At 72.8% G+C, this 20,768-nt stretch carries 22 protein-coding genes; 15 read left to right on the forward strand and 7 right to left on the reverse strand.

Features of this window, described 5'->3' with window-relative positions; genetic code table 11:
• Positions 1-7 precede the first annotated feature (7 nt).
• Entirely contained in the window at positions 8-3,160 is a 3,153-nt protein-coding gene (locus tag OIE67_RS39635) for a DUF4153 domain-containing protein (protein WP_326630162.1), read from the reverse strand.
• Positions 3,157-3,840 (reverse strand): response regulator transcription factor, encoded by a 684-nt coding sequence (locus OIE67_RS39640; protein ID WP_245955703.1) that lies wholly within the window; start codon positions 3,838-3,840, stop codon positions 3,157-3,159. The genes OIE67_RS39635 and OIE67_RS39640 overlap by 4 nt, the downstream gene beginning before the upstream one ends.
• 73 nt (positions 3,841-3,913) lie before the next feature.
• On the opposite strand from OIE67_RS39640, the gene OIE67_RS39645 reads away from it, so the two are divergent.
• From OIE67_RS39645 to OIE67_RS39655, 3 genes are all read left to right on the forward strand, one after another.
• Positions 3,914-4,768: an arylamine N-acetyltransferase family protein gene (locus OIE67_RS39645; RefSeq protein ID WP_326630165.1), complete on the forward strand. Its 855-nt coding sequence runs from the start codon at positions 3,914-3,916 to the stop codon at positions 4,766-4,768.
• Between the two features lie 52 nt (positions 4,769-4,820).
• Positions 4,821-5,912 carry a protein kinase domain-containing protein gene (locus tag OIE67_RS39650; RefSeq protein ID WP_326630167.1) on the forward strand — a complete coding sequence of 364 codons (1,092 nt, stop codon included), beginning with the start codon at positions 4,821-4,823 and terminating at the stop codon, positions 5,910-5,912.
• Positions 5,913-6,035: 123 nt separating this feature from the next.
• Entirely contained in the window at positions 6,036-6,227 is a 192-nt protein-coding gene (locus OIE67_RS39655; protein ID WP_106236833.1) for a hypothetical protein, read from the forward strand.
• 39 nt (positions 6,228-6,266) lie between these two features.
• Here OIE67_RS39655 and OIE67_RS39660 read toward each other — a convergent pair whose 3' ends face one another.
• Both OIE67_RS39660 and OIE67_RS39665 read right to left on the reverse strand, forming a co-directional pair.
• Positions 6,267-6,578 carry a DUF3817 domain-containing protein gene (locus OIE67_RS39660; RefSeq protein WP_106236832.1) on the reverse strand — a complete coding sequence of 104 codons (312 nt, stop codon included), beginning with the start codon at positions 6,576-6,578 and terminating at the stop codon, positions 6,267-6,269.
• Positions 6,579-6,580: 2 nt separating this feature from the next.
• The gene (locus tag OIE67_RS39665; RefSeq protein ID WP_326630170.1) at positions 6,581-7,366 is read right to left on the reverse strand and encodes an SURF1 family protein; all 786 of its coding nucleotides are present in this window, start codon (positions 7,364-7,366) and stop codon (positions 6,581-6,583) included.
• Between the two features lie 105 nt (positions 7,367-7,471).
• Here OIE67_RS39665 and OIE67_RS39670 point away from each other — a divergent pair, with 105 nt between their 5' ends.
• Together OIE67_RS39670 and OIE67_RS39675 are read left to right on the forward strand one after the other, a co-directional pair.
• Positions 7,472-7,645 carry a hypothetical protein gene (locus tag OIE67_RS39670; protein WP_326630172.1) on the forward strand — a complete coding sequence of 58 codons (174 nt, stop codon included), beginning with the start codon at positions 7,472-7,474 and terminating at the stop codon, positions 7,643-7,645.
• Between the two features lie 168 nt (positions 7,646-7,813).
• Positions 7,814-9,268 carry a flavin-containing monooxygenase gene (locus tag OIE67_RS39675; protein WP_326630174.1) on the forward strand — a complete coding sequence of 485 codons (1,455 nt, stop codon included), beginning with the start codon at positions 7,814-7,816 and terminating at the stop codon, positions 9,266-9,268.
• On the opposite strand, the gene ggt is transcribed toward OIE67_RS39675, so the two are convergent.
• Positions 9,258-11,003, reverse strand: coding sequence for a gamma-glutamyltransferase (gene ggt / locus OIE67_RS39680; protein ID WP_326630176.1), 1,746 nt, complete (start codon positions 11,001-11,003; stop codon positions 9,258-9,260). The genes OIE67_RS39675 and ggt overlap by 11 nt on opposite strands.
• A 95-nt stretch (positions 11,004-11,098) precedes the next feature.
• On the opposite strand from ggt, the gene OIE67_RS39685 reads away from it, so the two are divergent.
• The gene (locus OIE67_RS39685) at positions 11,099-12,214 is read left to right on the forward strand and encodes a sensor histidine kinase (protein ID WP_326630178.1); all 1,116 of its coding nucleotides are present in this window, start codon (positions 11,099-11,101) and stop codon (positions 12,212-12,214) included.
• Positions 12,211-12,858: a response regulator transcription factor gene (locus tag OIE67_RS39690; RefSeq protein WP_326630180.1), complete on the forward strand. Its 648-nt coding sequence runs from the start codon at positions 12,211-12,213 to the stop codon at positions 12,856-12,858. Before OIE67_RS39685 ends, OIE67_RS39690 begins: the two co-directional genes overlap by 4 nt.
• A gap of 7 nt (positions 12,859-12,865) precedes the next feature.
• On the opposite strand, the gene OIE67_RS39695 is transcribed toward OIE67_RS39690, so the two are convergent.
• Positions 12,866-14,377 (reverse strand): FAD-dependent monooxygenase, encoded by a 1,512-nt coding sequence (locus OIE67_RS39695; RefSeq protein ID WP_326630182.1) that lies wholly within the window; start codon positions 14,375-14,377, stop codon positions 12,866-12,868.
• A gap of 52 nt (positions 14,378-14,429) precedes the next feature.
• Here OIE67_RS39695 and OIE67_RS39700 point away from each other — a divergent pair, with 52 nt between their 5' ends.
• From OIE67_RS39700 to OIE67_RS39735, 8 genes are all read left to right on the forward strand, one after another.
• Positions 14,430-14,633 carry a helix-turn-helix domain-containing protein gene (locus OIE67_RS39700; protein WP_181449102.1) on the forward strand — a complete coding sequence of 68 codons (204 nt, stop codon included), beginning with the start codon at positions 14,430-14,432 and terminating at the stop codon, positions 14,631-14,633.
• Between the two features lie 10 nt (positions 14,634-14,643).
• A complete protein-coding gene (locus OIE67_RS39705; RefSeq protein WP_326630184.1) occupies positions 14,644-15,099 on the forward strand; it encodes a Clp protease N-terminal domain-containing protein in 456 nt (151 codons plus the stop codon).
• A gap of 46 nt (positions 15,100-15,145) precedes the next feature.
• Complete coding sequence (locus OIE67_RS39710; protein ID WP_326630186.1) at positions 15,146-15,910, forward strand: class I SAM-dependent methyltransferase; 765 nt, start codon at positions 15,146-15,148, stop codon at positions 15,908-15,910.
• Positions 15,894-16,265: a VOC family protein gene (locus OIE67_RS39715; protein ID WP_106236824.1), complete on the forward strand. Its 372-nt coding sequence runs from the start codon at positions 15,894-15,896 to the stop codon at positions 16,263-16,265. Before OIE67_RS39710 ends, OIE67_RS39715 begins: the two co-directional genes overlap by 17 nt.
• 244 nt (positions 16,266-16,509) lie before the next feature.
• On the forward strand, positions 16,510-16,803 hold the full coding sequence (locus OIE67_RS39720) for an SHOCT domain-containing protein (RefSeq protein ID WP_326630189.1): 294 nt from the start codon (positions 16,510-16,512) through the stop codon (positions 16,801-16,803).
• 179 nt (positions 16,804-16,982) lie between these two features.
• Positions 16,983-17,183, forward strand: coding sequence for a hypothetical protein (locus OIE67_RS39725; protein WP_106236821.1), 201 nt, complete (start codon positions 16,983-16,985; stop codon positions 17,181-17,183).
• Between the two features lie 20 nt (positions 17,184-17,203).
• Positions 17,204-18,103 (forward strand): urease accessory protein UreH domain-containing protein, encoded by a 900-nt coding sequence (locus OIE67_RS39730; protein WP_326645623.1) that lies wholly within the window; start codon positions 17,204-17,206, stop codon positions 18,101-18,103.
• Between the two features lie 53 nt (positions 18,104-18,156).
• The gene (locus OIE67_RS39735) at positions 18,157-19,542 is read left to right on the forward strand and encodes a tetratricopeptide repeat protein (RefSeq protein WP_106236819.1); all 1,386 of its coding nucleotides are present in this window, start codon (positions 18,157-18,159) and stop codon (positions 19,540-19,542) included.
• Between the two features lie 106 nt (positions 19,543-19,648).
• On the opposite strand, the gene ald is transcribed toward OIE67_RS39735, so the two are convergent.
• Complete coding sequence (gene ald, locus OIE67_RS39740) at positions 19,649-20,758, reverse strand: alanine dehydrogenase (RefSeq protein ID WP_326630193.1); 1,110 nt, start codon at positions 20,756-20,758, stop codon at positions 19,649-19,651.
• Positions 20,759-20,768: the final 10 nt, after the last annotated feature.

Raw genomic sequence — 20,768 nt, forward strand, 5'->3', positions numbered from 1 at the left:
CCAAGATTCAATCAGAGCGCTGCAAGTACGCCGGAGTACATCCCACCCCCTTCACCACGGGCCGCTCGGCCAGCAGGTCCCGGGCCCTGGAACGGGCCAGGTTCCAGCCGTTCCACGGGTCGGGCCGGTCCAGCCGGTTGGCCGCGATCACGTCCGCCAGCACGCAGCTGCGCTGCGGCTCCGGCAGCCGGTCCAGGGCCGGCACGGCCTCCGCGCCGAGATCGCCGAGGTAGTCGGAGTCCAGCTTGGTGACGCCGCGCACCTGCACCTGCGACTCCGCCACCCGCAGATCGGGGTTGACCATCGAGAACGCCACCAGCCCCAGCCCGGTGACCAGCACGATCGTCCTGGGCAGCCAGCCGGACCGACGGCCGGTGAGCCGGGCCGCGCCCGCCAGCAGCACCAGGGCGAACAGCGCGCCCAGCCACCACACGGTGGCCTCCACGGACAGGCGCAGCCGGGACAGGCCGTAGGCGTCGGTGTAGAGGTTCATCCGGTGCAGGGCCGAGGCCAGCACCACCATGGTGAGCCCGCAGAGCACGCCGAGCAGCGCGGCCAGCAGCCAGCGCTCGGCCCGCTCGACCCTGAGCAGCCCCGCGGCCACCGCCACGATGCCCAGCACGAACACGCTGACCACCACGAGCTGGAAGAACCCCTGCCTGGCGTACTCGGCGTAGGTCAGGCCCGCCGTCCTCAGCACCAGCGTGTCGCCGCCGAACAGCGCCGTGATCTGCACCGCCACGAACGAGGCGAACAGCATGTTCACCGCCGTGAGCGGGAGCGCCCAGATGCTCCGGCTCACGCGGAACCTCGTCCCCGGCCCCACCGGGTCCACGACCGGCCGCAGCGCGACCAGGACCACGGCGACCAGCAGCACCGCGAACAGCAGGAACAGGAAGATCCGGCCCGGGATCGACTCCGCCCATTCGGGGGTGGTGGTCAGCCGCTCCACATACGAGGCGAAGATCGCGTCCGCCGAGGCGAACAGCAGCCCGAACACCAGCAGCAGCACCGCCGTGATGCTCAGCGCGCCCACCATGGGCAGGACCCGCCGCCGCGCCGTCAGCCGCCTGAGCGGCCCGGCCAGGAACCAGGGCACCGGGCCGAACGCCAGCAGCACCGACATCCCGCCCCTGATCACGCCGACCCAGCCGGCGCCCGCTCCGGAGACCGCCAGCGCACCCAGCCCGGCTCCCGCCACGAGCAGGATGGCCACCAGCCAGTCGGCGTCCCGCACCGCCGCCATCGAGATCAGCCAGTACGCGGTGAGCCCGAACGCCAGCGTCCACGGCGTCATCCGGTGCAGCAGCGCGGGCAGCGCCGCGCCGCCCACCACCATCGCGACCAGCACGATGCCCAGCCCGACCTGCGCCTCCGGCAGCGCCACCGCGGCGAACACGCCGGCGCCCACGGCGGCGGGCAGCAGCCAGCGCGGCGGATCGGGCACCTCGGGCCTGGGGAAGAGCGGCGGCGGCACGTAGGCCGGCGGCGGCCCCATCTGCCCCCGGTACGGCTCCCCGCCCGGCGCCCCGGCCTGGCTTCCCTCAGGGGTGCCGGCGTGCAGGCCCGCCCGGGTGGCCGCCTGGTACGCCTCCATCGCCCTCCTGCCGGACCCCGCTCCCAGTGAGGCGCCGAGTGCTCCCATGAGCGCGGTGCACCCGATGAGCGTCACCAGCGCCGCCCCGTCCCCCACGACCACGCTGGCCAGCACGGCGGCGAACATGCCGCCGACCAGCCCGACCAGCAGCCCGAGGACGCCGCCGACGACCATCCGGCCCAGCCCACCGGCGAACGGCTCACGCGGCGGCGGATAGACCGGCATCCCCACCGGCGGCATCCCGCCCCCGCCCGGCGCGATCGGCCAGGCGTGCCCCCCTGCCGGACCGGCCCCGACCGGCCCGCCACCACCGGGCACCTCGGTCCGTACGACCGCCGCCGCGGCAGGGCCGGCCGTGGCGGTCGCCATCGGGGCCTTCTCAGCTGGCACACCGTCCGAGGACGCGCCCGCCGCCATGACCGGACTCGCCGGCGGCCCGGACGCGTGCACCGCGTCAACCGGTTGCCCGGCCGGAGCAGGTAGGGCCTCCTCCGCCGGTTCGGCGGCACCGGCGGGCAGTGAGCGCTCCACGTCCCCCGTGTCGCGTGCACCCTCTAATGGCGCCTCAGCCATCGTCGTCCTTCCTGGTAGCTCGACGACCATCCGGCAACCCGCACCGTCGTCGATTCGAATGGATCCCCCGTGCAGCTCGACGATCTCCTTCACGATGGCCAGCCCCAGCCCGGCCCCGCCCGAGTCGGCCGCCCGCCCCGCGTCCAGCCGGGAGAAGCGCTCGAAGACGCGCGCCCTGGCCGACGCCGGAATGCCGGGCCCCTGGTCGGCGACCTCCAGCCGCACCTCGGCGCCCGACGCCGCGGCCCGGATGACCGCCTCGCCCGCGGGCGGGCTGTGCCGTACCGCGTTGTCGAGCAGGTTCGCCAGCACCTGGGCGAGCAGGTCGGGGTCGGCGCGCACGACCAGGCCGGCCGGGACGGACGAGCGGATCACGACGTCCTCGCGCGCCAGCGACGCCTCGCGTACCGCCTGCTCGATCAGCGGCGCCAGCTCGACGGCCTCGGCCTCGATCAGGCGGGTGCCGGAGTCCAGCCGCGACAGGTCGAGCAGCTGGGCGACGAGCCGGCCGAGCCGTTCGGTCTGGGCGAGCGCGGTGCGCATGGTGACGGGGTCGGGCGCGGAGACGCCGTCCACCACGTTCTCCAGCACGGCGCGCAGCCCGGTGATGGGGGTGCGCAGCTCGTGGCTGACGTTGGCGACGAGCTCGCGCCGCTGGCGGTCGACCTCGCCGAGGTCGGCCGCCATCGCGTTGAAGGCCCTGGCCAGCTCGCCCACCTCGTCGCGGGAGGTGGCGTTCACGCGCAGGGTGTAGCTGCCCTTGGCGATGGTCTGGGCGGCGCTGGCCATCTGGCGCAGCGGCTTGGTCATGCCCATGGCCAGGACCTGCACCATGATCAGCGCCAGCACGACCGCGACCGCGATGCGCGTCTCGCGGGTGAGCCCTGACTGGATGCCGAGCTCGTTCACCACGAACGCGGTCCCGACGGCCAGCACGATCACGATGCCGAGCTTGACCTTGATCCGGCCGAGAAAATCGAGCGGGTTCATCGCCGGACCAGGGCGTATCCGACGCCGTGCACCGTGCGGACGACGTCGGAGCCGAGCTTGCGGCGCAGCGCGCGGACGTGGCTGTCGACGGTCCTGGTCGCCGCCGCCTCGGAGAAGCCCCACACGTCCGACAGCAGCCGGTCACGCTCGAAGACCTGCCCGGGACGTTCGGCCAGGCGGCGCAGCAAGTCGAACTCGGTCCGCGTGAGCTGGGCCTCCGCGCCGCGGACGAAGACGCGGCGGGCGGCGGTGTCGATCTCGACCTCGCCGACCCTGATCACGGTGTCCTCGGCCGCCAGCTGGGCCGCGCGCTCCACCCGGCGCAGCAGCGCGTGGATCCTGGCCACCAGCTCCCGCATGCTGAACGGCTTGGTCAGGTAGTCGTCGGCCCCGACCCCCAGCCCGACCAGCACGTCGGTCTCCTCCCCCAGCGCGGTCAGCATGAGGACGGGCACCGGCCTGGCCGCCTGCATCCTGCGGCACACCTCCAGCCCGTCCATGCCGGGCAACAGCCGGTCGAGGACCACCAGATCCGGTTCCGCGCTGCCGTACTGGACGAGGGCGTCCTGCCCCTCGCCGGCCACCCTGACGTCGAAGCCCTCGGCGGCCAGCCTGTTCCGTACGGCGAGCGCGATGGTCACGTCGTCCTCGACCACGAGAATGCGTCGCTGCTCTGCCACGTACGAAAGACTACGAGCGGCCTGTGCAGACGACACCCCCCGATTCGTGCACAATCCGTGCAGACTTGGCGGCGTGAACACCCCCGGATACCTCCGCCGCCTCGGCCTGCCCGCGCTGCTCGGCGCTCCCGCGAGCGCGGAGGGCTTGCGCGCCCTGCACGCCGCGCACATCGAAAAGGTCTCCTACGAAGCGCTGGAGATCTGGCTCGGCCGCACCACGACCGTCGATCCGCTGGAGTCGGCCGAGCGCATCCTGCGTGGCAGGGGCGGCTACTGCTACCACCTCAACGGCGCGTTCTCGGAGCTGCTCGCGGCCCTCGGCTACGAGGTGACCCGGCACGTCGGCGGCGTGCAGAACCGGGGCGGCGAGCCCGGCGTCACCGGCAACCACCTGGTGCTCACCGTGCGCGGCCTGCCGTCGGAGGCCAATCCGGGCGGTGCGTGGCTGGTGGACGTGGGGCTCGGCGACGCCCTGCACGAGCCGCTGCCGCTGGTCGCGGGCGACTACCGGCAGGGCCCGTTCCGGTACGTGCTGCGCCCGTCGGAGGTGGCGCCCGGCGGCTGGCGGCTCGACCACGACCCCGGCGGCTCGTTCGAGGGCATGGACTTCGGGCTCGAACCGGCCCAGATGTCGGCGTTCGCGGACATGCACCGCCACCTGACCACGTCGCCGGCCTCGGGTTTCGTCCGCGTGGCCACGGTGCAGCGGCGCGACGCCTACGGGGTGGACGTCCTGCGCGGGCTGCAGCTGAAGCGCCTCGGGAACGGCACGCAGTCGGTGACGCTGTGCACGTCGCGCGACTACTACGCGGCGCTGGCGGACGTGTTCCTGCTGCCGCTGGACGACGTGAGCGCCGAAGAGAAGGACCGGCTCTGGCACAAGGTGCGCGCGGCCCACGAGAGCTGGTCGCGCGGCGGTTCGGATTGATCGCTCAGGCCCATGGTCATGCGGCGGCCGGGGAGCTATCGTGCGACTCGGAATGGCTGATGAGACCAGGAAACTGAACGGTCGCTACCGGCTGCTGAATCCCTTGGGGGCGGGATCCGTACGGCTGGCCTTCGACGAGGCGGAACACCGCGACGTCGCGGTCAGGCGCCTACGGGTGCCCCCTGAGCTGCGCGAGGCCGCTCTGCAGGAGGCGCGCAGGGCGACCGCGCTGCGTCACGCCTTCGTCGTGCGGGTGCTCGACGTGCTGGTCGAGGACGGCGAGCCGTGGCTGGTCATGGAGTTCGTCTCGGGGGCGTCGCTGGAGCAGACCGTCCGCTCGCGCCGTCCGCTGCCCGTCCCGCAGGCGGCCAGGATCGGCGTCTGCGTCCTGTCGGCGCTGACCGCCGCGCACGCGGCGGGGATCGTGCACGGCCGGGTCGATCCCGGCAACGTGCTGCTGACCACGACCGGCCGGGCGGTGCTCACCGGGTTCGGCTTCCCCAGTCTCAGCATGCTGCCCTCCGCGGACCTGTGGGCGCTGGCGGCCACGCTGCACTTCGCGGTCGAGGGCCGGCCGCCGGGCCGGGCGCCCACCGAGGGCGCCGACCCGTTCAGGTCGCTGGTCAGGGCGATGCTCCGGCCGGTGAAGAGCTCGTCGGGAAGTCTGGGGCCGCCGCCGGCGGAGGTGGTGCGCGAGACGCTGGAGCGGCTGGCGGTGGACCGGCCGCTGGACACCGTCGTCAGGGCGTCGGGCCCGCTGCCGCCGGCCCAGGTGGCCGCGATCGGGCTGGCCGTGCTCGACCGGCTGGCGGACTGGGGCGGGTTCCACGGCGGCGTGCAGCCGGGGAACGTGCTCATCGACGTCTGGGGCCGGGCCCGGCTGACGCCGCTGCCGGGGCCGGGAACGCTCCCGGCGTACACGGCTCCCGAAGGCGCCGCCACCCAGGCCGCCGATCTGTGGTCGCTCGGGGCCACCCTGTTCACCGCCGTCGAGGGCGGGCCGCCCGCGCCGGGCGCGCCGTTGCGGCGGGCGGGCCCGCTGGCTCCGGTGCTCTTCCAGCTCCTGTCGGGCAACCCGTTGGAACGTCCCACACTGGACGAGCTCCGCCGCGACCTGCTCAGGATCGCCTCAGGAAGTGCTTGACCTCCGGCACAACGATTGCGATACATCGCGAACGGAACCTCAGCGACGGGTTCACACGTTGGACAGAGGACGCAGAATGTGGGAGAGGCGGGGCGCGCGCTCCGCGTTCGGAGGAAGTTGAGGATGTCGCCAGTTCAGAAGTACGCCATCGGCGCAGGCGCCGCGGTTCTGCTCTCGCTGATCTTCTTGCCCGGTTGGGTCACCTTGCTGGTCGTCCTCGGCCTGGTCGCCGCCCCTGTGGTCGGCTACCTGATGCTCGACCCGTCGCAGCGTGAGCGGCTCAAGCGGGCCCGCAGGCGCGGCATCGGCCGCTGAGGCTTTCGGGGCGGCGGGGCCCGATCGGGCGAAGCCCGGTCAGGCCTCCGCCGCGGCCAGCGCCGTCTGCACGCGCTGGGTCACCCGTCGCTCCACGTAGAAGGACAGGAACGGCACCGTGCCGCCGAGCATGACACCGAGCATGTACGGCCACGCCCAGCGTGCCTTCATGCCCAGGTTCATCACCGTGATCAGATAGATCATGTAGAGCCCGCCGTGGATCGGGGCGATGATCTTCGACATGGCCGGCTGGTCGAAGCCGTAGCGCAGCACCATGCCGACGCAGAGCACGAGCAGCATGACGCCGACCACGTACGCGAGTGCCCGGAAGGGCTTCAGAGCCGATTCCACCGTTAACCTTCCAGAACCATCTCAGGGGACGACTTGCCGCGGTCCCGATCCGCTCGTACGGCGTCGCGGACGAAGTGGAACCACATGAAGACGGCGAATCCAGCGAAGATCCACCAGTTGGCGGCATATGCCAGGTTACGCCAGGTGAACGTGCCTCCGACCACCGGCGGGTTCACCTGGACCGGCGCCAGCGAGCCCGAGGCCGGCTGCGCCACCACATAGCCGGTGCGCACCCGCTGCCCGCTCCACAGGTTGACCAGCTCGCCCGTGGACACGGTCTGCACCTGGCCGGCGGGCAGGCCCTCCGAGCGCCGCTGCACGCTGTCGGTGCCCTGCTGCGGCCGCAGCCGCCCGGTCACCGCGACCTGCCCCTGCGGCACCACGGCCACGGCCGGGTCGTCGGGCTTGGCCGTCCAGCCGCGGACGACCGGGATGAGCGTGCCGTCGTCGAGCCGCAGCGGCGTGAGCACCCAGTAACCCTCGTCGCGCGAGACGTTGCCGCCGGGGGCGTCGACATCGGGCTTCCTGTCGGCGACCAGGAGCTGCCGGCCGGCCTCGTAGACGCCCTGCGCGGTGACCCTGCGGCCGACCGCCTCGCCGTCCATCTGGGTGCCGACCCCGGCGAGCGTGGCGACCGTGACGGGCGCGGGATCGGTGGCCGCATGAGGCTTTCCCGAATCTTGGAAGACTCCGAGCTGCCAGCGGCCGAGCAGGATGAAGGCGATGAGGACCCCGATCGTGAGCAGGTGCAGCCCCAGGATGCGGGGTGAGAGCAGGGTCCTCAGCATGCCTTCAAAGTATCCGCCGGGTGGGGCGGTCTGCTAATCAGCCCATACCTACGGATCACACTAAAAGGCACAAACGGAACAGGCGAGCACGCTAGGCTGCTGCCCATGTCTGACCAGCATATTGACCCGGCGGGCAACACCCAGGCCTTCCGCGCGTTCGCGAACGCGCGCGAGCAGGAGGCCGTTGCCAAGCCCAAGAAGTCGCCCCTCATCCCCATCATCGCGGTCGTCGCCGCGGTCGTGATCGTCGGCGTAGCCGCCTTCCTGCTGCTCCAGTAGTCAGCCGACAGCATCACCCGCCGCGGAGGCCGTGGCGGGTTTTCGTCGTTCCCGGGCGTGGCGCGGGGAAGAACAGGGTGCGTGAGCGGGATCACTCTGGACCGCGCCGGGCAGCGCTTCTTACATTGGATTCAGCGTCCAATAAGCGCGCGACCTTCAGGAGGACCCGTGGGCGAGCCAGGACTGGTGATCGTCGGCTCCGGCTTCGCCGGCATCTGCATGGCCGTCAAACTCAAGGAGGCCGGCTACCACGACTTCGTCATCCTGGAGAAGGCCGGCGAACTGGGCGGCACCTGGCGGGACAACACCTATCCGGGCTGCGCGTGCGACGTGCCCTCGCACATGTACTCCTACTCGTACGAGCTGAATCCGGACTGGTCGCGGATGTTCGCGCCGCGCGAGGAGATCCAGGACTACCTGCGCGCCTGCGCGGCCAAGTACGGCATCACCCCGCATCTCCGGTACGGCAAGGACGTCGTCGCGCTGGAGTACGACGACGGCCGCCGCGACTGGACGGTCACCACGCAGGACGGCGAGGTCCTGCGCACCAACGCGGTCGTCTCCGGCATAGGCGCCCTCCATATACCGAAATTTCCGGAAATTGTGGGGCGTGAGTCCTTCGCCGGCCCCGCCTTCCACTCCGCCGAATGGGACCACTCCGCCGACCTGACCGGCAAGCGCGTCGCCGTCATCGGCACCGGCGCCTCCGCCGTCCAGTTCATCCCGCAGCTGGCCCCCGCCGCCCGCCACCTGACCGTCTTCCAGCGCACGCCACCCTGGATTCACCCCAAGCCCGACTTCGCCTTCTCCCCCGCCGCCCGCCGGCTCCTGCGCCTGCCCGGCGCGGCGAGGACCCTTCGCGGCGGCATCTACTGGGCCCTGGAGAGCCGGGCGCTGGGCTTCGCGGTGGACCCGCGGCTGATGAAGGGCCACGAGCGCCTCGCCCTGCGCCACCTCGAAGCCCAGGTGCCCGACCCCGTCCTGCGCCGCGCCCTCACCCCGGACTACGTGATCGGCTGCAAACGCATCCTCATCTCCAGCGACTACTATCCGGCCCTGACCAGGCCGAACGTCTCGCTGGTCACCGAGGCGATCACCGAGATCCGGGAGCGTTCGATCGTGGACGCCGCCGGGGTGGAGCACGAGGCCGACGCGATCGTCTACGGCACCGGCTTCAAGGTGGTGGACGCGCTGACCGACCGGCACATCACCGGCAGGGACGGACTGAGCGTCCAGGACGCCTGGAAGGGCGGCGTGGAGGCCTACCACGGCATCACCGCCTCGGGCTTCCCCAACCTGTTCTTCCTGCTCGGCCCCAACACCGGCCTCGGGCACAACTCGGTCGTGTTCATGATCGAGTCGCAGGTCAGGTACGTCATCGAGTGCCTGCGCCTGCTCTCCCGCACCGGGGCCAGGGCCCTGGACGTGCGGCCGCGGGCGCAGCGCGGCTACAACGACCGGCTGCGCGCCCGGCTCGACCCGCTGGTCTGGAGCGCGGGCGGCTGCCGGTCCTGGTACCTGGACGAGCACGGCGTGAACCGGACGCTCTGGCCGGGCTTCACCTTCGAGTACTGGGCGCGTACGCGGAAGGTGAAGCCCGGCGCCTACGAGCTCATCTTCTAGCGGAGACCACCAGCGCGCTGCCGCCGCCGCGCCTGGTCGGCTCGGCCACGGCCTGGATCCGGTCCCGGCCCAGGAACTCCAGCGCGGTGGCCGCGCCGATCTCCGGGTTGGGCGCGAACGTGTGCCCCTTGGCCTCCAGCTCCGCCTGGTGCGCGGCCAGGAAGGCCGGCTCGGCCTGCGTCTGCGCGGTGTTGCGCTGCGTGGCGCGCGGCGCGGCCAGCGCTTCGGGCAGGTTCATCCCGAGCTCGTACCGGTTGACCAGGATCTGCAGCACGGTCGTGATGATGGTGGAGCCGCCGGGCGAACCGGCCGCCAGCACCGGCCTGTCGTGCTCGAAGACCAGCGTCGGGGCCATCGACGAGCGCGGGCGCTTGCCGGGAGCCGGCAGGTTCGGGTCGCCGGGCGCCGGGCCGAAGGTGAAGTCGGTCAGCTCGTTGTTGAGCAGCACCCCGCGTCCCGGCACCACGATGCCGTTGCCGCCGGTGGACTCGATGGTCAGGTTGTAGGCGACCACGTTGCCCCAGCGGTCGGCGACGACCAGGTGGGTGGTCTCGGGGCCCTCCTGCGCGGGCGGTGCCGCCTCGCCCGTCGGCCGGTCGCAGCGCTCGTAGCGGCCGTCGGGGTTGCCCGGCGCGGCCGGGTGGGCCATGGCCGTGTCGCCGACCAGGCAGGCCCGCTCCTTGGCGAAGCCGTCGGACAGCAGCTCCTTGAGCGGCACGCCGGGGATGTCGCCGACGTACTTGCCGCGGTCGGCGAAGGCCAGCCGGGACGCCTCCAGGTATTCGTGCAGGCCCACCTGCGGCAGGGCCTCCAGGATGTTGAGCGCCTCGCCGACCGTGGAGCCGCCGGAGGAGGGCGGGGCCATGCCGTACACGTCCATGCCCTGGTAGGAGATCTTGGTCGGCTCGCGGAGCAGCGCCCGGTAGGCGCGCAGGTCGGACAGCTCCATCAGGCCGGGGCGCACGTTACGGGTGCTGCCCGGGGTGACCGGCGGCCTCTTGACCGTGGCCACGATCTCCTGGCCGAGCCGGCCGCCGTACAGCCATTCCGGGCCGCGTTTGCCGAGCTCGCGGTAGGTGGCCGCCAGCTCCGGGTTCCTGAAGACCGACCCGACCGGAGGCGGGGCGCCGTTCGGCAGGTACAGCTTGGCCGTGGAGGTGATGTCCTTGAACCGGTCGGCGTTCTGGGCGGTCTGGTCGTGGAACGTCTGGTCGACCACGAAACCCTTGGAGGCCACCTCGATGGCCGGCTGGAGCGCCTGCTTGAGGGACATCGTCCCGAACCGGCGCAGGCCCAGCTCCCAGTTCGCGACCGTGCCCGGCACCCCCGCCGAGAGGCCGCTGGTCACACCCTCGTCGAACGGGATGCCCTCCAGCGTGGTGGCGGTCATGGCGCGCGGCGCGGTCTCGCGGCCGTCGATGGAGAAGACCTTCCGCTGCCTGGCGTCGTAGTAGACCATGAAGCCGCCGCCGGCCAGGCCCGACGAGTACGGCTCCGTGACGCCGAGCACCGCGCCGGCGGCGACGGCGGCATCCATGGCGTTGCCGCCCTTCTTGAGCACGGAGATGGCGGCCTTGCTGGCGTCGAGGTCGACGGTGGCGACCGCTCCGCCGTACCCCTCGGCGACGGGGACCTTCTGGGGCGGCGGCTGATGATGGGGCGGCCCGGCCAGCGCGACCTGCGCGGGCACGAGCGAGATGAGGACTGCTGCTGCGGGAATGAGCACACGGCGCATGATTCTCACCTTGGACCACATACCCCCATAGTGGTAGGGCCCCCTCAGACGCAGGGGTGATGCGCTGGTCGGAGGGGTGATCTAGCGTGGGTGAGGTGCGCAGGAAGTACGGTTTCGATCCATATCTCGCCCTGATCGTGGCGGTCGCCCAGATGGTGATAGCCAGGGGCGCCAGCTGGGGGCAGCGCTCGTTCCGTGAGCCGCTCGTAGGCCCCTACCCGCACCTCCTGCTGCTGGTCGGCCCGCTCGCGCTCCTCGTCCACCGCCGTTTCCCGCTGCTCACCACCGCCGCCGCGCTCGCCGCGTGCGACCTGTTCCTGATCGGCGGGTACGCCTACGGCCCCAGCTTCATCAGCCCGGCGGTCATGCTGTTCCTGCTGGTCACGCGGGGCAAGCGGTTGATGGCCTGGTTCATGGCGCTGATGACGCTGCTGTCGTTCCTGTCCTACGCCTGGCTGGTGGGCCGCCCCGACCTCTTCCACAGCGTGTGGGTGCTGACCGCGATCATGCTGCTGATGGTGGTCGGCGAGCTGGTCAGGATCGTCCGCGAACGGCGCATGGAGCAGGAGCGGATCGCCGAGGAGGAGGCCAGGCGGCAGGCCAGCGAGGAGCGCCTGACCATGGCCCAGGAGCTGCACGACGTGCTCGCGCACAACATCTCGCTGATCCACGTGCAGGCCTCCACCGCGCTCCACCTCATCGACGCCAACCCCGAGCAGGCCAGGACCGCGCTGGCCACGATCAAGACGGCCTCCAAGGAGGTGCTCGGCGAGATGCGCTCGGTGCTGAACGTGCTGCGCGAGGGCGCCCCGCGCTCCCCGACCGCCGGGCTCGACCGGCTCGACGAGCTGATCGAGCGCTCCGGGCTGCGGGTGTCGCTCAAGCGCGTGGGCTCCCGGCCGCTGCCGCCGCAGGTGGAACGGGCTGCGTACCGGATTGTGCAGGAATCGCTCACCAACGCCGCCCGGTACGCACCCGGCTCCGAGGTCGGCGTGCGCCTGGAGTACGGCGAGCGGGAGCTGGTCGTCCAGGTCTCCGACACGGGCGCCACTACCCCCGCCGTACTGGCCGAGGCGGGCAGCGGCAACGGCATCCCCGGCATGCGCGAGCGGGCCTCCGCGCTTGGCGGCACACTGGTCGCCGGCCCTTCCGGCGGCGGCGGCTTCCAGGTCCAGGCCCGGCTGCCACTACCTGACGAGGAGACCTCATGATCAACGTGCTGCTGGCGGACGACCAGGCGCTGGTCCGGGCGGGGTTCAAGGCGCTGCTCGACGCCCAGCCGGACATGACCGTGGTGGCCGAGGCCTCCGACGGCGCGGAGGCCGTCCGGCTGGCGGGCGAGCACCGGCCCGACGTCGTGCTGATGGACATCCGCATGCCGGGCACCGACGGCCTGACCGCCACCCGGCAGATGCCGCCGGGGCCGCACATCATCATCCTGACCACGTTCGAGCTGGACGAGTACGTCTTCGAGGCACTGCGCGGCGGCGCCAGCGGCTTCCTGGTCAAGGACACCGAGCCGGCCGAGCTGATCCAGGCGGTGCGGGTGGTGGCCGCCGGGGAGGCGCTGCTGTCGCCCAGCGTCACCCGGCGCCTGATCGCCGAGTACGCCTCTCGCGCCAAGGAGCCGCTCGCCGCCGACGGCCTCGACCAGCTCACCGAACGCGAACGTGAGGTGCTGGCCCTGGTCGGCACCGGGATGACCAACGACGAGATCGCGGCCAAGCTGTTCATGTCGCCGGCGACGGCGAAGACGCACGTGAGCCGGGCCATGATGAAACTGCACGCCCGCGACCGGGCCCAGCTCGTCGTCATCGCCTACGAGTCGGGCCTGGTCAAACCCGGCTGGCTGTGAGTCCTGGTCATCGGGCGGTCGCCAGGCCGAACCAGTCGCGGGCGGCCTCCTCGATCCCGTCCGCCCCGGCCCAGGCCACATAGCCGTCGGGGCGGATCAGCAACGTGTCGGCGGGCGGGTCGTCGCAGCGGGCCCTGACCACGTCGATCCAGTCGTCGCCGAGCAGCGCCGCGGAGCCGGCGCCGCCGCCCAGGTCGAGCAGCACGGGACGGGCCGCGCGCATCAGCTCGGCCACCCGCCCGCCGCCCGCCAGCACCAGATCGGGCACGAACCGCCCGACGACCGCCCCGCCGTCCTTCTCCCCGCCGTCCCCCGCCGTGCCGGGCGATCCGCCGTCCGATCCGCCGGCCACCCCATCGAGTCCGCCGGGCGATCCGTACTGGATGCCGGAGTCGTGCAGCAGCATGGCGAGGTGGCGGGCGGGCTCCGCGAAGGCGAACACCTCGCCGAGCAGTTCGCGCAGCGCCGCGCCGTCCTCGCCCTCGGCCCGGTCGATCGCGGACTGCGCCCGGCTGTGCAGGAGCGTGCGCTCGCCGATCGCCCTGCGCTCCGGCTCGTACGTGTCCAGCAACGTCTCCCGCACCCGCCCGCGCAGCACGGCGGCCAGCTTCCAGCCGAGGTTGACCGCGTCCGTCATGCCGACGTTGAGCGCCGAGCCGCCCGCGGGGAACAGGTGGGCGGCGTCCCCCGCCAGGAACACCCGGCCGGTCCGGTACCGCTCGGCCAGCCGGCCCTGCGCGACCGTGCGCGACATCCAGATCGGCTCGCCCAGCGGCACGTCCACGCCCAGCACGTCGCGGACGGCCGCGCGGAAGTCCGCCAGGCTCACCTCCTCCTCGGTGAACGCGCCGGGGGCCCGTACGCCGGCGATGAGCACGCCGTCCTGCAGCGAGGTGAGCAGCACGCGCCCGTTCGGCCGGCGGTTCCAGCCCGGTTCGAGGCCCTCGCCCTCCAGCGACTCGAAGACCTTGATGTCGGCCTTGAAGTGGCCGAACAGCAGCCCATCCGCCTCGCTGGTGCCGGGGAAGGCGATCCCGGCCCGCTCGCGGACGACGCTGCGCGCCCCGTCGCAGCCGACCACGTACCGGGCCCTGATCGGCCCGTCCCCGGTGTCGAGCGTCACCCCCTCCTCGTCCTGGGCGAGGTCGCGGACCTCGCACCCTCTCCTGATCTCGACGCCGAGCTCGTGTGCCCGCTCGGCCAGCAGCCGCTCCAGCCGGGGCTGCTGGATCAGCAGCATCCGCAGCGGGACGTCGTCGATCCCGTCGAACCGCAGCGGCACCGCCCCGAACGGGAACCCGGGGGCCCGGCCCGAGAACGGGCTGCCCGCGCTGAAGCGATCGAGCAGCCCTCTGTGGTCGAGCACGTCGACGATCTGCCCGCCCAGCCCGTTGGCCTTGGGCAGTCCGCTCGCCTCGGCCCTCTTCTCCAGCACGATCGGGCGGGCTCCGGCCAGGCTCAGCTCGCACGCGAGCATCAGCCCCACCGGGCCCGCCCCCACGATCAGCACATCTTCCATGCCCGTCAGGCTAGATTGACAAAATCCGGCTTGTCAAGCTAGCCTGACAACCGTGGACGTAACAGAGCTGTCCGAGCGGATCAGGGCCAACGACCCGGCGATGGGCCTGCGGGCGGTCGGCGCGCTGCACCGGCTGGCCGAGCAGGTCGAGGCCGTCTCCGTGGCCCTGGCCAGGGAGCAGGGCTGGACCTGGGAGCAGATCGGCGACGCGCTCGGCATGTCACGGCAGTCGGTGCACGCCAAATACGGGAAGTGAGGGGATGACGATGTTCGGCAAGCAGAAGAGCCCCGTGTCGGTGATCATCAAGGGCGCGCTGGAGGAGGCCCAGCTGCGCGGCGACCGCCGGATGGGCACCGAGCACCTGCTGCTCGGCCTGCTCCACCACGAGGAGTCCGCCCGCACGCTGGGCGTGGACCTGGCCGCCGGCCGTGCGGCGCTCGTCGAGCTCGACCGGGCCTCGCTGCGCATGCTCGGCCTGGAGGTGGGCGACCTGCCCGAGCGGCCGCGCAAGCATCCGCGCGTCCCCAGCACGGCGCTCACGTCGAGCGCCCGCGCCGTGCTCAACGAGGCCATCAAGGCCACCACGATGAAGACGCGAGACGCGCAGGCGCCGCGCCACCTGGTGCTCGGGCTGCTGGAGCGCAAACAGCCCGACCCGGCCGCGCAGGTCATCGACCAGCTCGGGATCGACCGGGCGGCCGTACGCAGCCGCATCGCTTGACGAAAATTGGTTGATCGGCGGGCCCGGCCGTTGAGAGGGTCGAAGGATGCGGCGCACGTACGAGGACCTGGTCCAAGAGGCCGAGAAGGTGTCCGTGGACGGCTGGGACTTCTCCTGGCTCGACGGGCGGGCCACCGAGGAGCGCCCCTCCTGGGGCTACTCCCGGCTGATCGGCGAGCGCATGGCCGGGGCCAGGGCCGCGCTCGACATCCAGACCGGCGGCGGCGAGATCCTGGCCGGTCTGCCCTCCCTGCCGCCGGTGACCGTGGCCACCGAGGGGTGGCCGCCCAACCTCAGGCTGGCCGCCTCCCGTCTGCGCCCGCGCGGCGCCCGGGTGGTCGCGAGCGACGAGGACGCCCGCCTGCCGTTCGCCGCCGGCACCTTCGACCTGGTGACCAGCCGACATCCGGTGAAGACCTGGTGGGAGGAGATCGCCCGCGTGCTGGAGCCCGGCGGGACCTACCTGTCCCAGCAGGTCGGGCCGCGCAGCGTGGCCGAGCTGTACGAATACTTCCTCGGGCCCCAGGGCGAGGGCCGTCGTCAGCCCGACGACGCCGTGGCCGAGGCGGAGGCCGCCGGCCTGGAGGTCGTCGACCTGCGCTTCGAGCGGCTGCGGATGGAGTTCCGCGACATCGGGGCGGTGATCTACTTCCTGCGGAAGGTGATCTGGACCGTGCCCGGGTTCTCGGTCGAGCGCTACGCCGGCCGGCTGCGCGAGCTGCACGATCTGATCGAGGCGGACGGGCCGTTCGTGGCCCACTCCGCCCGGTTCCTCATCGAGGCGAGGAGGCCCGATGGCCAGGCTGCGTGACGTGGTGGTCGACTGCCGGCATCCCGCCTCGCTGGCCCGGTTCTGGGCCGAGGCGCTCGACGGCTACGCGGTGGCGCCCTACGACGAGGCTGAGTTGCAGCGGCTGCGCGGCGAGGGGATCGAGGACCCGGAGGACGACCCGACCGTGCTGGTCGAGGGCGGGTCGCCGCGGCTGTGGTTCCAGCGGGTGCCGGAACGCAAGATCGTCAAGAACCGGCTCCACCTCGACCTGCGCGCCGACGACGTCGACGCGGAGATCGACCGGCTGATCGGGCTCGGGGCCGTGCTGCTGGACACCCACGACGACTGGGTCGTCCTGGCCGACCCCGAGGGCAACGAGTTCTGCCTGGCCTGACCCACCCGGCCACCGAGGCGTCGGGAGCCTCCGGCAAGGGCCGGGCCGCCGCGGGGCGGGCGATCGCGGGCATGAGGCCGCCCCCGTCCTGAGGACGAGGAGCCACGCCGGCGCCCTACCCCCGCTGTCGTACGCGCGGCCCCGCCGAACACTCCAGCGGGCGCAGCCGCGAGAGCGCCCGTGGTGCGATTCGCCGCGTCTGCTTCCGGCGGACCCTTGAGGTACACGTCAAGGAGGAGGAGACATGAACACGATCGCCACTTGGGGTCCGCACTGGGGTCCTGGCATCGGCTTCGCGCCGATCTTCCCGGCCGTTTGGGGCCTGTTCTGGATCGCCGTCATCGCGCTGGCCGTCACGGGCTGGCGCAAGGGCTGGTGGGGGCCGCGCCGCGGAGCCGCCGCCCACGCTCCCGGCGCGCCCGGCGGCTCTCCCACCGCGTCGGCCGAGCAGATCCTGGCCGAGCGGTACGCCCGCGGCGAGATGAGCGACGACGAGTACTTCGAGAAGATGTCCGTCCTCAGGGGCGGCTCCGCGTAACGCCGGCGGCAGTTCCGCCTGACGCCGGCGGTGATGCCGTCTGACGCCGGCGGCGATGCGGCAGAACGCTGAGGACGATGCGGCATAAACGTCACCTTGAGTGCGGCAACTGTCACTGGTCGTACCCATGGGTCCGCGTTAGGTTCCGGGTGATGGTCTCAAGGAAGTGGGGACGACAGATGCGGTCCATCACCAAGTTCTGCGGCCAGTGCAGCTGCGGTTGCCCGGAGCTGTTCGTCGACGCCACGGCGCCCGACGAGCGCCAGGTGATCATCGTCGACGACTTCGGTCAGCGCGTCGAGATGAGCCACGACCAGTTCGGCTCCATCGTGGAGGCCGCCAAGAGCGGGGCTCTGGACAGCCTGGCGCTCGTCCACTGAGCGCCCAGGCCGTCACACTGCTGGCGGGCGGGGTCGCCGCCGGCCTCGTCGCCGGCGCGGCCACGTGCACCGCCACGCAGGGCGGGCTCCTCATGGGTCTGGCCGACGGCCGTCACGGGCGGGACCGGGCGCTGGTGGGCTGGTTCCTGGCGGGACGGCTGGTCTCGTACACGCTGGCGGGGGCGCTGCTCGGGCTGCTCGGCTCGGCCGTCAGCCTGCCGCCCCAGGCCCGGGCGGCGCTGCTCGTCGCGGCCGGGCTCACCGTGGCCGGCTTCGCCGTCAGGCTGCTGCGGCGCGGCCATGGAGCCTGCGCCGCACCGGAGCCGGCGACTCCGCCCCGCTACCGGGCACCCCTGCTGGGCGCGGCCACCGTCCTGCTGCCCTGCGGGGTGACGCTCAGCGTCGAGATGCTGGCGATCTCCAGCGGCTCGCCGCTGGCGGGAGCGGCGGCGATGGCGGGGTTCGTGGCCGGCACCGCGCCGGCGTTCGCGCTGCTCGGCTACGTGCTGCGGCGCGTCTCGCGGACCCGGCTGGCCCGGCTGGCCGGGGTCGTGGCGCTCGCCGCCGGCCTCTGGACGGCCGGGTCCGGGGTCAGCCTGGGCGGCTGGGCGGCCACCGCCGCCACACCTGCCGCCGCTCCTGTCGCCGCTCCCGTCGCCGCGGCGGAACCGGGCGCCGTGCCGTCGGTCACCGTGTGGGCGACGCGCGAGGGCTACCGGCCGGCCATGGTGGAGGCGCGGGCGGGCGAGCCCGTGGACGTGGTCTTCAAGCTGCTCGACCGCGGCTGCACCGGCACCGTCGTGATCGGCGGGCGCGACGTCTCCGTCCCCGCCACCGTACGCTTGCCGCCCCAGCCACCCGGCCTGCTGCGGTACGTGTGCGGAATGGGGATGTACGCGGGCTTCATCAACTTCTCCTAGTGCCTTCGGCGATTACGGTTCGCGATCGGGCGATCACGTGCCACTCTGTCGCCATGTCCTGGCAAGGAGAGGCGGCGGTGCCGGCCGTACCGGCGCCGCGCGCGGGAGACGTACCCGAGCTGCTGGCCGCCGCGCGGGCGGGTGACGCGCAGGCGGCGCACCGGCTCGGCCGGCTCTACGCCCAGCACGGCGACCGCGCGGCCGCCCGGATGTGGTGGGAGCGGGCCGCCGCCGGCGGCAGCGTCGACAGCGCGTACAACCTGGGCATCTGGCACGAGATGCACGGCAGCCTGGAGGACGCCGTCACCTGGTACGAGGCCGCGGCCAGCACCGGTGACGCCGAGGCCGCGACGAACCTGGCCACGCTCCTGCTGGAGCAGCGCGGCGACGCCGGCGCGGCCAGGGTCTGGTACGAGAGCGCGGCCGAGGCGGGCTCCAGGAGGGCCGCCCGCAGGCTGGCGCTGATGTGCGAGGACGCGGGCGAGCTGGGCCTGGCGCGCGAGTGGCACCGCAGGGCGGCCACGGACGGCGACGCGGCCTCCGCCCACGACCTGGGCTTCCTGGCCTACTGCGCGGGCGAGGAGGCGGAGACCGTGCGCTGGTGGGAGTGCGCGGCCAGGGGCGGGCACGCCGAGTCGGCCTACTACCTGGGCCTCTACCTGCACGCCTGCCGCGACCCCGAGGGAGCCGAGGCGTACTACCGGCTGGCGGCCAGGAGCGAGCATCCCGGCGCGGCCTCGCGGCTCGGCGGGATCGCGCTGACGCGGGGCGACCTGCGTACCGCGCGGGGCTGGTTCGAGCAGGCGGCCGGGGCGGGGCGGGCGGAGGACCAGCGGATGGCCGGGTTCGTCTGCGTGGAGCTGGGCGACACGGCGGCGGCCAGCCACTGGTTCGGCCGGGCCGCGGCCGGCGGAGACGCCGAGGCGGCCTTCAACTACGGCCTGCTGCTCATCGCCGAGTTCGGCGACCTGGCGGGCGGCCGGCACTGGTTCCGGCAGGCGGCGCGGGCGGGACACCACGGTGCCGCCGTCGAGCTGGGCGGGCTGCTGTCGGTGGCCGGCGAGCACGGCGAGGCGCAGGAGTGGCTGTCGGACCCCCCGCCACCCGCCTGGGACCGTCCGGCCGAACCGGAGCTGACCGCCAGGGCGGAGCTGGCCGCGGCCGCCACCGCCCGAGGAGGCGGCGTCCCGCTGGTCGCGGCGGAGCTCGCGGAGGTGCTCAGCACGTGGGACGTGGTGACCCGGCCGCTGCACGACCTGTCCGACGTGCTGGCCTGGCTGGCCGAGCGGAGCGGGGTGCACGAGAGCGCGGTCGAGCACCTGGCGTCCGTACGCGGCACGCTGGTACGGCCGGGCAGCGCGCCGTGGCCGAGCCCCGGCGAGCTGCAGCACGTCCTGACCACCGCCCGCGACCTGCGCCGCCGGCTGGGCCTGCACTAGCCGGCAGAACCCGCCTGGACCCGCACTCGGCCGGCGGCCGCCGGCTGGACCAGCGCTCGGCCGGCAGCCGTCGCGCCGGGCCTGCGACAGAGGGCAGGCCGCGGAGTCAGACGAACTCGGCGACCGGCGTGTACGGCAGCCCGAGCGCCTGGGCGACCGGCTCGTTGGTGAGCCGCCCGTCGTGCGTGTTGAGCCCGCCCGCGAGCCCGGCGTCCGCCTTGAGCGCGTCGCGCCAGCCCAGGTCGGCCAGCTTGACCGCGTACGGGAGGGTGGCGTTGGTCAGCGCGTAGGTGGAGGTGTTGGCCACCGAGCCCGGCATGTTGGCCACGCAGTAGAAGACCGACTCGTGCACCTTGTACGTCGGCTCGGCGTGCGTGGTCGGGCGCGAGTCCTCGAAGCAGCCGCCCTGGTCGATGGCGATGTCGACGAGCACGGAGCCCGGCTTCATCCGTGCGACCAGGTCGTTGGAGACCAGCGTCGGGGCCTTCGCGCCGGGGATGAGCACCGCGCCGATGACCAGGTCGGCCTGGAGGACCTCCTGCTCGATCGCGTACGAGGTGGAGACGAGCGTCTTGAGCCGGCCCTGGTAGACGGCGTCGATGAAGCGCAGCCGGTCGATGTTGGTGTCGAGGACGGTCACCTCGGCGCCCATGCCGACGGCGATCTGGGCGGCGTTCAGCCCGGAGACGCCGCCGCCGATCACGACCACCTTCGCCGGCGCCACGCCGGGGACGCCGCCGGGCAGGACGCCCCTGCCGCCGTTGAAGCGCATCAGGTTGTACGCGCCCACCTGCGGCGCCAGCCGCCCGGCGACCTCCGACATCGGGGCCAGCAGCGGCAGCGAGTGGCCGACCTGCACGGTCTCGTACGCGATGCCGGTGGTACGCGCCTCCAGCAGCGCGTCCGTGCAGGGGCGGGAGGCGGCCAGGTGCAGGTACGTGAACAGCACCAGCCCCTCGCGCAGCCGGTGGTACTCCTCGGCGATGGGCTCCTTGACCTTGAGCACCATGTCGGCCTGCGCCCACACGGCGTCGGCACTGTCGAGGACCTTGGCACCGGCCGCGAGGTACTCCTCGTCCGGGATCTGCGAGCCCAGGCCCGCGCCCCGCTGAACGGTGACGTCGTGCCCGTGACGCACCAGCTCGTGCACGCCGGCCGGGGTGGCGGCGACACGATACTCGTGGTTCTTGACCTCGGCGGGAACGCCGATCTTCATTGCGGTGGAT

This window comes from Nonomuraea fuscirosea (assembly GCF_035917475.1).
In the GTDB taxonomy this organism is placed as follows: Bacteria; Actinomycetota; Actinomycetes; order Streptosporangiales; family Streptosporangiaceae; genus Nonomuraea; species Nonomuraea fuscirosea.

Coding starts and splice junctions, on each gene's coding strand:
- OIE67_RS39635 (WP_326630162.1), bottom strand. CDS start 3,160: ATGAACCCGCTCGATTTTCTCGGCCGGATCAAGGTCAAGCTCGGCATC.
- OIE67_RS39650 (WP_326630167.1), top strand. CDS start 4,821: ATGGCTGATGAGACCAGGAAACTGAACGGTCGCTACCGGCTGCTGAAT.
- OIE67_RS39655 (WP_106236833.1), top strand. CDS start 6,036: ATGTCGCCAGTTCAGAAGTACGCCATCGGCGCAGGCGCCGCGGTTCTG.
- OIE67_RS39665 (WP_326630170.1), bottom strand. CDS start 7,366: ATGCTGAGGACCCTGCTCTCACCCCGCATCCTGGGGCTGCACCTGCTC.
- OIE67_RS39670 (WP_326630172.1), top strand. CDS start 7,472: ATGTCTGACCAGCATATTGACCCGGCGGGCAACACCCAGGCCTTCCGC.
- ggt (WP_326630176.1), bottom strand. CDS start 11,003: ATGCGCCGTGTGCTCATTCCCGCAGCAGCAGTCCTCATCTCGCTCGTG.
- OIE67_RS39690 (WP_326630180.1), top strand. CDS start 12,211: ATGATCAACGTGCTGCTGGCGGACGACCAGGCGCTGGTCCGGGCGGGG.
- OIE67_RS39695 (WP_326630182.1), bottom strand. CDS start 14,377: ATGGAAGATGTGCTGATCGTGGGGGCGGGCCCGGTGGGGCTGATGCTC.
- OIE67_RS39705 (WP_326630184.1), top strand. CDS start 14,644: ATGTTCGGCAAGCAGAAGAGCCCCGTGTCGGTGATCATCAAGGGCGCG.
- OIE67_RS39710 (WP_326630186.1), top strand. CDS start 15,146: ATGCGGCGCACGTACGAGGACCTGGTCCAAGAGGCCGAGAAGGTGTCC.
- OIE67_RS39715 (WP_106236824.1), top strand. CDS start 15,894: ATGGCCAGGCTGCGTGACGTGGTGGTCGACTGCCGGCATCCCGCCTCG.
- OIE67_RS39720 (WP_326630189.1), top strand. CDS start 16,510: ATGAACACGATCGCCACTTGGGGTCCGCACTGGGGTCCTGGCATCGGC.
- OIE67_RS39725 (WP_106236821.1), top strand. CDS start 16,983: ATGCGGTCCATCACCAAGTTCTGCGGCCAGTGCAGCTGCGGTTGCCCG.
- OIE67_RS39735 (WP_106236819.1), top strand. CDS start 18,157: ATGTCCTGGCAAGGAGAGGCGGCGGTGCCGGCCGTACCGGCGCCGCGC.
- ald (WP_326630193.1), bottom strand. CDS start 20,758: ATGAAGATCGGCGTTCCCGCCGAGGTCAAGAACCACGAGTATCGTGTC.